This window comes from Providencia sp. LY12 (assembly GCF_057621555.1).
On the sequence record NZ_CM172594.1, the window covers coordinates 1,496,301 to 1,509,573 of the forward strand.

Consider the following 13,273-nt stretch of genomic DNA (forward strand, 5'->3'; position numbering starts at 1 on the left):
TGAGCTCACGCTTTTTATTCAAGACAGAAAAATAGCAAAAAATTAAAATTTACTAAAATGACAAAGTCGATCACAAAACTCTCAGATTAAATCCACATAATAACGTGAGTTTATTTTTAATATTATGCTCGTTAATTTTAGTTAAAGGAAAATAGGATGAAAAACCGAAATAAAGCGCTGTTAGCCACACTGGTTTCACTGTTTGCTGCATCCGCATTCGCACAACCGAATATTACGGTGTTGGCAACGGGTGGAACCATTGCGGGTGGTGGCGAATCTGCAACAGGTTCAAGCTACCAAGCAGGGAAAGTAGGAATTGACTCTTTACTCAATGCAGTACCAGAGACTAAAAAAATTGCTAACCTGAGTGGTGAGCAGCTGGTGAATATCGGTTCTCAAGATATGAATGACCAAGTTTGGTTAACTCTCGCCAAAAAAATTAATCAAGATTGTAATAAAACTGATGGCTTTGTGATCACTCATGGTACTGACACCATGGAGGAAACAGCCTTTTTCCTTGATTTAACTACTGCCTGCAAAAAACCGATTGTGATGGTGGGGGCAATGCGTCCTTCCACGGCTTTGGGCGCTGACGGTCCATTGAACCTATACAATGCTGTCGTATTAGCATCTGATAAATCTGCAGGAGAGCGTGGCGTGCTGATGGCGATGAATGACAAAGTGATCCAAGGTCGCAATGTCATGAAAATGAGCACAACAGAAGTTCAAGCCTTTGATGCCGTGAATGCGGGGGCAGAAGGTTATATTCATGATGGTAAAGTCACCTATTATCAAGCACCTCAGCCTCGTGGTGATAAACCTGTTTTTGATGTCAGTAAGTTAGATAAATTACCGGAAGTGGGTATTGTCTATAACTATGCGAATGCATCTTCAGCACCAGTAAAAGCACTGCGCGAAGAAGGCGCTAAAGGTATTGTGAGTGCTGGTGTTGGTAACGGGAATATGTACAAAACTATTTTTGATGCATTAGCCAATGCAGCGAAAGATGATGTTGTCGTGGTGCGTTCTAGCCGTGTACCGACGGGCTATACAACGCGAAACGCAGAAGTGAATGATAATGAATATGGGTTTGTAGCATCTGAAAGATTGAATCCACAAAAATCTCGTGTATTACTGCAATTAGCATTAACACAAACGAAAGATCCGAAAAAAATCCAAGAGATGTTTGAACAATATTAATATTTAATAATAGGCGGCAGAGATGTCGCCTTTATTCTATTTTTATTACGTATAAGCCGTGTTCTTTTGGGGATGAGTTAATTTGTATAATCAAAATAACTCGACAATAAATACCTATAAATAAGGTAAATCAGTTATTATCGAGCAATTCTATATCATCTATTTAACAAATTTAATTATAAAGAACCCACGTCAGGTGTTTGAGCTTCTGGTTTTCCTTGTTTGGATTTTTCTTTAAATACGGCAACATTACCTTCTGATTTAACCGCAGATTTGACTTCTGCTAAACCAGAAAAAATTCCGCCTTTTTTGATGGATAAATTTGAATAGCGAATCGTGCCGTAGATTTCACCATTAGTATCAATACTAATGGTTTCTGAAATACATTCCCCTTCCACTTTACCGTTTACCCACAACTCATTGCTGGTGATATTGCCGGTAACTTGACCATTTTGCATGATTTTAACGGTATTATTTTTACCAGCAATGTTGCCAATGACTGTGCCATAGATATGAACCTGTTCATTGGAGGTAATATTGCCTTCAAATACAACATCTTTGGCGATGATAGTATTGGTTTTTTCTTCGCTGATCATTGGTGACGATACTTGCATTTTTTCCTCAGCAATTTGCTGCATGATTTCTTCTTTATTGATAGTGGGAGTGGGTTCTGGTTTGCTTTGTTTTTTATTGAACATGCGACTAACCTTTTTGTAATTGAAGTATAAAACTAAACAAATGATCGAAGATATAAAGGCAACGGATGCCACGATGGTATATCTAAAAAACCACGCTATCAAAGTAAGAAACCAGAAGAAAAAACTTATGTTCAAAAACAGATATGTTTTCTTCATTCCTTAATCTCTTACACACAAATTTGATAATTAGTATAAATTAAAATAGCACATAACAAATTAAAGAATAGAGGATGATTTTGGTTTTATCTGAAGAAATAAAGCTATGTATTTTTAAAAAATAGTCGCTAATTTTCAGCTAAAGAGCAGAAATAGGGAAATGTTAAGTATGTTCAAATAAAAATACCCACTAATAAACATTAAGTGGGTATAATTAACATTAAATGATTCATTAAATAAAGCGCGCTTTTAGTTATTCGCGCCTGATTAAGTCATTATTTAGCTTCGTGCGCAGCACTATTTTCACGACAATCGCCTTCAGCACAGTGACCGTACAAATATAAACTGTGGTTAGAGAGTTTGATACCGTGACGAGCAGCGATGTCATGCTGACGCTTTTCAATTGATTCGTCAGTGAATTCGATAACCTTGCCACAATCTAAACAGATCAAGTGGTCATGGTGGTGTTGCTGAGTTAATTCAAATACGGATTTTCCACCTTCGAAATTGTGACGAGTCACAATACCAGCATCATCAAATTGGTTTAATACGCGGTAAACAGTGGCTAACCCGATTTCTTCACCAATATCAATCAGCTTTTTGTAGAGATCTTCCGCACTGACGTGATGGCACTCAGGCTCCTGAAGTACTTCCAAAATCTTTAATCTTGGAAGAGTGACTTTGAGTCCTGCATTTTTCAATGCTTTATTATTGTCTGTCATGCGGGCTTGTCCTGTATTTTAAATCATAAATTTAACAATAATGAGACGTTTTTAACAAAAATCCAGTTGTCTTCTAAACTGATTTACAATTATAGGCATGGAAAATAAAAATAGAAACCATGCATTGTCTCATTATTTTGATTCGTTCTTAAAAGCGAGTTCATTAGATAGAGGGATTAATCCATCATATCGAATGGCTCCCGCTTTTAATTGACAATCTATGTCATTATTAGCCAAGGATTTCAGCCAGAGACATCTCTTCAGAGATTTGTTTAACCCAAGCGTCAACACGCTCTTCGGTCAGTTCTGGTTGACGATCTTCATCGATAGCAAGACCGATAAAGTGGTTATCGTCCGCCATACCTTTAGAAACTTCAAAGTGGTAGCCTTCAGTTGGCCAATGACCGACGATCACTGCACCACGCGGCTCAATGATGTCACGGATAGTTCCCATCGCATCACAGAAATATTCTGCGTAGTCTTCTTGGTCTCCACAACCAAACAGTGCGACAAGCTTGCCGTCAAAATCAATTTCTTCCAATGTTGGGAAGAAATCATCCCAATCACACTGAGCTTCACCGTAGTACCACGTAGGGATGCCAAGAAGTAGGATATCAAACGCTTCGATATCTTCTTTGCTGCATTTAGCAATATCGTGAACTTCTGCAACATCTTTGCCTAATCTTTCTTGGATCATTTTGGCAATATTTTCTGTGTTACCTGTGTCACTTCCGAAGAAAATGCCTATAACTGCCATAAAGTGATTAACCTCTTGTTTTTCTAGTAGAGAGTATAAATTACCGATTCTGCTAGAACTAAAAATAGAACGAAAATAGGTAAAATTTTGCGCCTTATTTTGGCGAAAAAAACAGTGTTAGTCTGTCAAATTTGTGTGATTTACCCAGATACGGCTAGTGATCAATTGTCTCACTAACCTGCTCAAGTTGAGCCATCAAAATTTCTTCAATTAGCTCACTTCGGCTTATGTTTTTCTCTTCAGCTAATTGGTTTAAGACCGCGACAGCGTCTTCATTTAATTTCAGCTCAACTCGACGTAGCCCTTTGACTTTGTCCCGTTTTAGCTGATTTCGTTTATTGATTCGTAATTGTTCATCCCGCGACAACGGGCTAGTTTTTGGTCGCCCAGGCCTGCGTTCTTCTGCGAACAAATCCAGTGTGGTGCGGTCAGTTTGTTCTTTTGCCATATCTACTATTGCTAACGGAAGGGGTGTGCCAGTAATTCAGCGGGCAATGATACCCTAGCTGAACCCCTAGTACCATAGGTGCATACCCCGCTAATTCATTTAATAGATTAAAAAAAAAGCACTTTTAAGAAAAAAGCATCACCCAAAGAGTAAGTGATGCTTTTTTATTCAGGTTAACGCGTCTGTTGTTGCCATAAATTGGCATAAAGGCCATTCAGTTTTAGAAGGTTCTGATGAGTTTCCGCTTCGGCGACCTCACCATTTCGTATCACGTAAATTTTATCGGCGTTCATAATGGTATTGAGACGATGCGCAATGCTAATCACAGTTCTGCCTTGCGTGATTAACGGCATGCTTTTCATGATGGCGGATTCTGATTCATAATCCAGCGCAGAAGTGGCCTCATCGAGAATTAAAATATCAGGTTCAGTAATTAAAGCCCGAGCAAGCGCAATACGCTGACGTTGACCACCAGAGAGATTTAATCCTTTTTCAGATAAATGATAATTAAAGTTTTCAGGCAGAGACATAATAAACTCATAGGCTCCCGCCAGTTTTGCTGCATGGATTAATTGCTGTTCGCTCGCTTGTGGGTAACTTAATCGGATATTTTCTGCAATTGTTCCTACAAAAAGGGTGCTTTCTTGAAGGACGACACTCATTCGGCGGCGTAGCGCCACAGTATCTGTCACCGCTAAATCCATTCCATCCACAATAACTTGCCCATGTTGAGGGATATATAGCCGTTGTAACAATTTGGTGAGGGTACTTTTTCCTGAACCAGATGGCCCTGTGATACCAATAAATTCTCCGGCTTTGATGGATAAAGTCAGGTTACTTAGCACTTCAGGGGTTTCTGGTTGATAGCGAAAGCGGATATTTTGAAACTCAATTTCCCCTTGAATGGTGCTTGAGCTAGCAATGCCTTGGCGTTCATTTTCTATAGGTTTATCAAGAATGTCGCCAACGCGACGTAGAGATATGATGGTATGTTGGAAGTCTTGCCAAATTTGAGCAAAGCGTAGAATAGGCTGAGTAACGTGGGCGCTTAACATATTAAAAGCAACAAGTTCACCGGGGCTGATGTTTCCCGCTAATACTTCATTTACGCCGATCCACAATAAAACAGCGGTGGTTATTTTGCTCACTAATGTCATCAATTGGGTCGCGACCACGCTACGCATGGACACTTTGAAACCTTGTATCAACTGTTGACTGAGTAATTTTTGCCAGCGCTTAAAAAAGTATTTTTCAGTTGCCGTCGTTTTTACGGTTTCGATTCCAGTTATTGATTCAGTTAAAAATGTGAGCCCATTTTCATCGGCTTGGTAGGATTTTTCAGTTTGCTGGCGAATGATTGGACCTAAGATCATCCACAGAACAAAAAAGACGCCCATCGAGCCTACCAGTGTCCATGTCATCACGCTGCTATACGAAAATAAGACCGCAATAAAAAGGATCACAAAGATAAAATCAATAAACAGCATCAGGGTTGAGCCAGTTAAGAATTGGCGAATATGGGCTAATTCACGGACGCGGGCGATAATTTTCCCTGTTGGCCTTAATTTAAAATAATTAAGAGGGAGAGCCATTAAATGACGATAAATTTTCCCCGAAAGTTCAGCACTAATTTGGGTGCTGGTATGGCTAAAAACTTTATTACGAATAAAGCTGTAAACAGGCTCTGCAATAGCAATGGCTAATATGCCTAAAGCAAGAACATGTAAATTAGGCAAGCTGCGCCCGACAAGTACTTTATCGATTAAGTTTTGAAATAGTAGAGGGCTTACCAGCGCAAAAAATTGCACAATTGCGGCAAGAATAAAGACATTTTTGAGTTTAAAACGTTGGCGAATAATAGATGGAATAAACCAACTGATGCCAAACGCTCTTTTTTGTTCTTTCTCCAACTGCTCTTTAATTAAAATGACGGAGTAATTGTATTTGGTGGATTTATCCCATGATTCCTCACCGTCTCCTTTAGGGGAAATCACGGTGAGTGGTGAATTTTGGGTGATAATATGCCAGCGTTGATTAATCAACACCAAAGCAGGTAATGGAATATCCTGCATCTGTTGTCGAGTGAGAGAAATGAGCTCTGTTTCATAACCAATAATCTGTGCACATTGTCTGATTTCAAAATCTGTGGGGGAGTCATTCTGCATACCAATGGCATGCATTAATTGTTCTTGAGTGACATTTTTTTGAAAATGATTAGCAATCCATATTAAGGCTTCCAAGCCATTGTTATTTTGCTGTTCCATCGATTACTTCTCTCTCATGGCTGTGGCGGTATATTCATTTATTGGGCTTAACAGGTAATCAATTAATCGCCGTTTATCTGTTTTTATTTCAGCGACAATAGACAAGCCTGGAGTCATTTCAATTTGCTCGCCTTCCACCAATAGCTGTTTGCTGCTTAAACCAATTTGCGCTAAATAAACGAGACCGAGATTGTCATCTTGCGTGCTATCGCGGGAAATGGACAATACCTCGCCTTCGATAGTCCCATAGCGGGTATAAGGGAAGGCGTCAATTTTGACATCCGCTTTTAAACCTTCTTGAATAAAGCCGATATCTTTATTGAGTATTTTGACTTCAGCTAATTGCACATGATTATTGGGCACAATAACCATCAATTGCTGTGCTGGTTGTAATACAGCTCCAAGGGTATAAACCGCAATTTGTTGCACGGTCCCATCTACTGGAGCACGAATAACTTCAAGCTGATTTCTCTCTTGGTTTTTAATCAATTCCTGTTCAAGAGAAACAAATTTGAATTTAGCTTGCTGATATTTCTCATGCCATTCTTGGTGTTTTTGCGCATTAATCCTATCTTGCTTTTCGAGCAAAGCATGATGTTGGCTATTTAATATAGAGAGTTCGGATTGTTTGGTGGTTTTTTCTTTTCTTGCGAGCAGTAATTCGCGCTCCTGTTCTAAAAATTCTTTTTGACTGATTAACTGTTTTTGACTCAGGGCGGTATGCGCATCGAGCCGTTTTTTAATATTATTCATTAAGATATTGATGTCTTTTAACTCTCGTTCTCTTGCTTGAAAGTTAACGCGATTAAGCTGAATTTCATTGGTTATTTCGTTGAGTAAGGTTTCATACTCTTTTTTAATGGTTTGATAGCTGAGTTGTGCTTGAGCTTGCTCAGCAGCTGATAGCTGGCTGTAATAAGCAGAAATTTCAATGGATTGCTGGTTGAGTAGGGCATGGTGGATCATTTCTTCACTGGCGTGAAAGTTTTTTTGGTAGTGCTGACTAAGGATATCTTGGTCTACGCCTAATACTTTAACGCTGAGCAGTGGATCCCCTTGCTTTACCTGTTGCCCATCTTCAACGTGAATTTGCTGTAAGCGGCTTAATTCAAAAGCTTGAATGGTTTGGGTGCGACCCGAAACGATGAGTTTTCCTTGAGTAGTCGCTTGAACATCTAATTTGCCAAAATAAGACCAAGCAATAGCGATAAAAATACCAACACTAATACTGATGGCTATGGTAAATGCCAAATAAGAAGGCGGTGTTTTTAGAATAGATAAATGTGCAGGTAGAAAACTATTATAGCGAGAGAGCGCTGGTTTTTTTTTCATGGTTAACATCCGTGTCATTATTTAAGAGACTGCTGAAGCGTCCATAAATGTGTATAGAATTGATTGTTCTCGATTAATTGTTGATGGCTGCCTTGCTCAACAATTTGCCCTTGCTGCATTACGATAATTCTCTGGTGATTACGGATCGTCGAAAGGCGGTGGGCAATAGTAATTACGGTACGTCCTTTGGCTATTTCTTGCATATTTTCTTGGATGATAGCTTGGGATTCATCATCTAAGGCGCTGGTGGCCTCATCGAAAATAATGATCTTCGGATCCGACAACAGTGTTCTGGCAATGGCGATGCGTTGGCGCTGCCCTCCAGAAAGAGAGGATCCGCCTTCAGCTAAAATGGTGTCATAGCCCATCGGTAATTTAAGGATGAAATCGTGGGCACCCGCCATTTTTGCGGCAATCACAACCTCATCCATTGAGGCATTGGGACGAGTTTGTGCAATGTTATCGAAAACAGATTGATGAAATAGGAAATTTTCTTGTAAAACAATGCCAATTTGTTGTCGTAGAGATGGTAGATTAATCGATGAAATCGGCATTCCATCAAGATAGATCCCCCCTTGCTCTGGGGTATATAAACGCAACATTAATCGTGCTAGCGTACTTTTCCCTGATCCCGATGTCCCGACAATACCGATGGTTTCCCCGGCTTTTATTGAAAGGTTAAAGTTATTGAGGACGGTCGGCATATTAGGTTGATAACGGAAGCTAATGTTATGCAATTGAATATTGCCACTGAGTCGAGATTCATTTCCTTTTTTACTCTGTTCTTGCGGAAGATTAATGATCTGTGACAGCTTTTCTACTGCCACTTTGGTTCGAATATAATCTCCCCATAATTTGACCAGTTTTACGAGAGGCTGGTTTGCATGATTGACCATCATATGAAAGGCAATGAATTGCCCAATAGTCAATTGCAGTGCAAGAACTTCAGATGCACCAACCCATAAAATGATAGCGCTCGTCACCTTTTCAATGACCATGACAATATGTTCAGAGCGTGAACTGATTTGCCCAGACACAAAATTGGTTTGGCTCATATCTGCCGTTTGTTTATCCCACCGACGGGTAAAGCTTGGCTCAATGGATAAGCTCTTGGCGGTTTCAATCCCATTAACGCTTTCTGTCAAGAATGAGGTATTCACTGCAATATTGGCAAATTGTTGCTGAGCTGCGGCTTCAATTTTCGGTGTGAGCCACCAAGCGACCAATAAATAACAAGGAATAGAACAGAGGAAAAGTAAAGTGAGGGTGCTGGAAAGCAAGTTCATTACATAGATGAAAACGAACAAGAACAGAACATCGACACACAGAGTGAAAAAGCTATTGGTTAAGAATTCGCGAATAGTTTCCAATTCTTTAACTCGAGTAACAATGGCGCCAATTTGTCGATTTTTAAAAAATGAAATAGGCAGGTGCAATAAGTGATTAACTAACTTTAATCCTAACGTCATGTCAATTCGATTGACGGTATGATTATAAATATACTCTCGTAACCCTTTTAATATGACTTCAACAATCGCCGCGACGATTAAACCGAAAATTAAAACATCCAAGGTTGATAAACTATTATGAATAAGTACCTTATCCATAATAACCTGCATCACAATGGGGGAGGCTAGCGCTAATATTTGTAAAATAAAAGAGAAAACTAATACCCAAGTGATAATTGTACGGTACTTCATAAATTCCGTTTGGAACCATGAAATATCGAATTTTCCTTGTTTAACTTTGACGTGAAGCCAATTCCCATTCCAATTTTTCTGTAGCTCTTCATGGCTCCATATTTCAGGTGCAGGATGACCAAAACGCTGAATGAGTACTTGTTCTTGATTATGATTAGCTAACAGAAAAGCGTGACCATTGTTATCATAAAGAATGGTAGGGAATGGTAGTTTTGTGATACTTTTATCGCGCTGATGCTTGTTCTTGCATTTAATCTGATAATTATCTTTTATTGTTTTAATATAATCTTGAATTTGATTTATATTCTCTGTTTTCTGTTTGAAATCATCATAATCAATTTCGCCAGAAAGTTTTGCAATAACGCTAATAAAATATAATGTTGATTGTGTTTTGACACTTTCCATTGTGTATATTCATCATCCTGTATATTTAATAATGCCTGTGTATATATCGATTTGAAAAATATAATTATTTAGTCAAGGTAGATAATACAGTCATCATAATTACAAGTGTATTGAAGTTCGTCTTATTATTTGAATATGAATATATTTAGTGGATGTCTTTTATCCTGATATTGAAGATTTGAATATTCAATATCAGGATTGTAGGAGTCAAGGCGGATAGATTAGTCGTGAATAGCTAAAAATCGGTGAATCGCTCGTAGTACATGCTCCGGCTTTTCGGCATGAACCCAATGCCCAGCATCAGCAACCACCCAAGCTTTGGCTTGAGGAAACTGAGCTGCAATGCTGTCGCGGTACTCGGCTTGCACATAGGGTGAGTTTCCGCCGGGGATCAGTAACACGGGTTTATCCCATGCAGGCACCGTTTTCCACCCGATGATCTTTTCATAGTTAGCTTTGATTGCCGAAAGGTTGAATTTCCACTCACCTTGTTTAAAGGATTTTAGTAAGAATTGAATGACACCTTCTTCGGGAATGAATTTGCGCATAATGCCGCTAGCCTCTTGACGGGTTTTAGCGTGCGCTTGAGTTGTTGCTTCTAGCGCTGCAATAATTTCGTCATGGCGGCGAACGTTGTAAGCGACAGGTGCGATATCGATGGCCACAATTTTTTCGATGAAATCAGGTGCTATTTCACTGGCAGCCATGGCAATTTTTCCACCCATAGAATGTCCAATAAGAATGGCATTGTCGTAACCAAGGGATTTTACGAGTGAAATCACATCTTCGGCCATCTGTTGGTATTCCATTTCGTCAGAACGAAATGAGTCACCATGATTGCGCACATCGATTTGAATAGTATCGAAATAGTTTTGTAAGTCACGACCTAAAACACCTAAATTATTCAGGTCACCAAAGAGTCCATGGATCAAAACGACGGGGGTGACGGTGATCGGATTTTCAGGTTTATGGATTGTATAATTGAGTAATTCGGTCATATTTGGACTACGATTGATGTTGTTTGTCAGATTGAAGACTTATCATGGCATGGTGATGCCAAAAAACCAAATCTGTATAATCATAACAAGGTAACCTACTGAAATCCCATGAAACTTAACTCGTTGTTTGTTTTAAGTTATTGAAATTTTAATTGTTTTGTTTTTTTTAAATCTGGCTTATAATCTGGCGCGAATTTTAGATTAAGAAAGTACTGGGAAAAAATGAAAACGATAGAAGTTGATGAAGAGCTTTACCGCTATATTGCAAGTCACACACAGCATATCGGTGAAAGTGCATCGGATATTTTACGCCGTATGCTAAATTTCAAATCCGCGCAGCAGCCAGTACCCGCAAAAGAAGTGAGTGTAGCACCGTTAGCACCGCAAGATGCGCCGGTGATGAATACCAAGGTGGTTGCTCAAAACCCTGTGAGAGTGATCAGAGAATTATTATTATCTGATGCTTATGCAGAGAAAAATAAGGCGATTGATCGCTTTATGCTAATTCTTTCAACGCTATATAGCTTAGATGCGAAAAGCTTTGAGAGCGCAACAGAATCCATGCATGGCCGTACCCGTGTTTATTTTGCGGGTGATGAGCAAACATTACTGGCCGCGGGCAAGCAATCAAAACCTCGCCATATACCCGGCACGCCGTATTGGGTGATCACTAACACCAATACCAATCGCAAGCGCAGTATGATTGATGCGATTATGCAAGAGATGAACTTTCCTGCGAATGTCATCGAAAAAGTTGGCAATACGATTTAACTTTGGTAAATACAATTTAACCTTAGTAATACTATCTAATCTCGATAGTCATCTAAACATTGTGAAGTCACTGGTGTTTCACGCTAAGCATCAGTGCTTTGGGAGATAACAAGTGGCAATTCATGAACGAGCAGGGCAGCTTCCATTTCAAAGTGATTTGATTAACGTTGCTCAGTTAACGGCTCAATATTATACCCAACAGCCAGATCCCGATGTGTCTTCTCAGGCTGTTAAGTTTGGGACATCTGGGCATCGTGGTAGCTCACTGCGTAAAAACTTTAATGAAAACCACATTCTGGCAATCGCTCAAGCGATAGCGGATCTGCGTAAGCAGCAAGGGGTAACAGGGCCTTGTTATGTGGGTAAAGATACCCATGCGCTGTCAGAAGCCGCCTTTATGTCGGTGATTGAAGTATTAGCCGCTAACCAAGTTCATGTTATTGTTCAAGAAGATAACGGTTTTACCCCAACGCCGGCTATCTCCCACGCGATTTTAAGCTATAACAAAGCACATCAAGACGTTGCTGATGGCATCGTAATCACACCATCCCATAACCCACCAGAAGATGGCGGGATTAAATATAATCCAGCTAACGGTGGTCCTGCAGATACAGATTTAACCTCGGTTATTGAACAGAATGCTAATCAGTTACTTGCAGCCGATCTGGATGGCGTGAAGTGCTTAGATTTTGCTGATGCCATGGCCAGCGGTTTTGTCACAGAACAAGATCTGGTGATGCCATACGTTCGCGCGCTCGGTGAAGTGGTGGATATGCAAGCTATCCAAAAGTCAGGGTTAAAAATCGGTGTCGACCCTCTGGGTGGTTCCGGTATTGAATACTGGAAAAAAATTGCAGAGTATTATCAATTAGATATTGAAATTGTTAATGACCAGCTAGACCAAACATTCCGCTTTATGCCATTAGACCACGATGGTGTGATCCGCATGGACTGTTCATCCCGTTGGGCGATGGCAGGCTTGCTGGGCATGAAGGAAAAGTTTGATTTAGCGTTTGCGAACGATCCAGATTATGATCGCCACGGTATTGTCACCCCAAGCGGGTTAATGAATCCTAACCACTATCTTGCTGTTGCTATTGATTATCTATTCCAACACCGCCCTCAATGGGGCAAAGAAGTTGCTGTAGGTAAAACGTTAGTTTCCAGCGCCATGATTGACCGTGTTGTTAATGATATTGGCCGTGAACTCATTGAAGTGCCTGTCGGTTTTAAATGGTTTGTGGATGGTTTATTTAACGGCAGCCTTGGTTTTGGTGGTGAAGAGAGTGCTGGCGCTTCATTTTTAAAATTTGATGGCACGCCGTGGTCGACGGATAAAGACGGCATTATTTTATGCCTACTGGCTGCAGAAATTACAGCCGTAACAGGGGAAAATCCTCAGCAGCGTTATAATAAACTTGCTGAAAAATTTGGTGCTCCAATCTACAGTCGTATCCAAGCGAAAGCGACCCACGAGCAGAAAGCTAAGTTAAGCAAATTATCACCAGAAATGGTATCAGCGGACACATTAGCGGGTGATAAAATCACTCAGCGTTTAACGGCGGCTCCGGGCAACGGTGCATCAATTGGTGGGTTAAAAATCATGACTGACTATGGTTGGTTTGCCGCTCGCCCATCAGGTACTGAAGAAGCCTACAAAATTTACTGTGAAAGCTTCCGTGGTGAAGAACATCTTCACTTGATTGAGAAAGAAGCGATTGAAATCGTCAGTAAAGTCATTAGCTAATTATTGTCTTTAAAGCGGGTGGTAATCGCCCGCTTTTCATCATTAAATCCCCGACTACAAAATAAAGCAGATTCG

The 13,273-nt window shown here is 40.0% G+C and carries 11 protein-coding genes; 3 read left to right on the top strand and 8 right to left on the bottom strand.

The window, feature by feature from the left end; all coding sequences use genetic code 11:
* Positions 1 to 156: 156 nt before the first annotated feature.
* Positions 157 to 1,200, top strand: a complete 1,044-nt coding sequence (gene ansB / locus ACY3ZI_RS06895; RefSeq protein ID WP_487376698.1) for an L-asparaginase 2 — start codon at positions 157 to 159, stop codon at positions 1,198 to 1,200.
* A 176-nt stretch (positions 1,201 to 1,376) separates the two neighbouring features.
* On the opposite strand, the gene ACY3ZI_RS06900 is transcribed toward ansB, so the two are convergent.
* The 8 genes from ACY3ZI_RS06900 to ybfF all read right to left on the bottom strand — a co-directional run bounded on the left by ACY3ZI_RS06900 (position 1,377) and on the right by ybfF (position 10,680).
* Entirely contained in the window at positions 1,377 to 1,898 is a 522-nt protein-coding gene (locus tag ACY3ZI_RS06900) for a bactofilin family protein (RefSeq protein ID WP_230082503.1), read from the bottom strand.
* A 431-nt stretch (positions 1,899 to 2,329) separates the two neighbouring features.
* Positions 2,330 to 2,776, bottom strand: a complete 447-nt coding sequence (gene fur / locus ACY3ZI_RS06905; RefSeq protein ID WP_036951797.1) for a ferric iron uptake transcriptional regulator — start codon at positions 2,774 to 2,776, stop codon at positions 2,330 to 2,332.
* Between the two features lie 229 nt (positions 2,777 to 3,005).
* The gene (gene fldA / locus ACY3ZI_RS06910) at positions 3,006 to 3,533 is read right to left on the bottom strand and encodes a flavodoxin FldA (protein WP_036951795.1); all 528 of its coding nucleotides are present in this window, start codon (positions 3,531 to 3,533) and stop codon (positions 3,006 to 3,008) included.
* Between the two features lie 154 nt (positions 3,534 to 3,687).
* A complete protein-coding gene (gene ybfE / locus ACY3ZI_RS06915; protein ID WP_006662178.1) occupies positions 3,688 to 3,981 on the bottom strand; it encodes a LexA regulated protein in 294 nt (97 codons plus the stop codon).
* A gap of 173 nt (positions 3,982 to 4,154) precedes the next feature.
* Positions 4,155 to 6,245: a type I secretion system permease/ATPase gene (locus ACY3ZI_RS06920; RefSeq protein WP_487376712.1), complete on the bottom strand. Its 2,091-nt coding sequence runs from the start codon at positions 6,243 to 6,245 to the stop codon at positions 4,155 to 4,157.
* A 3-nt stretch (positions 6,246 to 6,248) separates the two neighbouring features.
* Positions 6,249 to 7,577 carry an HlyD family type I secretion periplasmic adaptor subunit gene (locus ACY3ZI_RS06925; protein ID WP_249215368.1) on the bottom strand — a complete coding sequence of 443 codons (1,329 nt, stop codon included), beginning with the start codon at positions 7,575 to 7,577 and terminating at the stop codon, positions 6,249 to 6,251.
* A 17-nt stretch (positions 7,578 to 7,594) separates the two neighbouring features.
* Positions 7,595 to 9,682 carry a peptidase domain-containing ABC transporter gene (locus ACY3ZI_RS06930; RefSeq protein ID WP_487376717.1) on the bottom strand — a complete coding sequence of 696 codons (2,088 nt, stop codon included), beginning with the start codon at positions 9,680 to 9,682 and terminating at the stop codon, positions 7,595 to 7,597.
* Positions 9,683 to 9,903: 221 nt separating this feature from the next.
* Entirely contained in the window at positions 9,904 to 10,680 is a 777-nt protein-coding gene (gene ybfF / locus ACY3ZI_RS06935) for an esterase (RefSeq protein WP_036951782.1), read from the bottom strand.
* A gap of 222 nt (positions 10,681 to 10,902) precedes the next feature.
* On the opposite strand from ybfF, the gene seqA reads away from it, so the two are divergent.
* Both seqA and pgm read left to right on the top strand, forming a co-directional pair.
* A complete protein-coding gene (gene seqA / locus ACY3ZI_RS06940) occupies positions 10,903 to 11,451 on the top strand; it encodes a replication initiation negative regulator SeqA (protein WP_154604253.1) in 549 nt (182 codons plus the stop codon).
* A gap of 112 nt (positions 11,452 to 11,563) precedes the next feature.
* A complete protein-coding gene (gene pgm, locus ACY3ZI_RS06945; protein WP_211885122.1) occupies positions 11,564 to 13,198 on the top strand; it encodes a phosphoglucomutase (alpha-D-glucose-1,6-bisphosphate-dependent) in 1,635 nt (544 codons plus the stop codon).
* Positions 13,199 to 13,273: the final 75 nt, after the last annotated feature.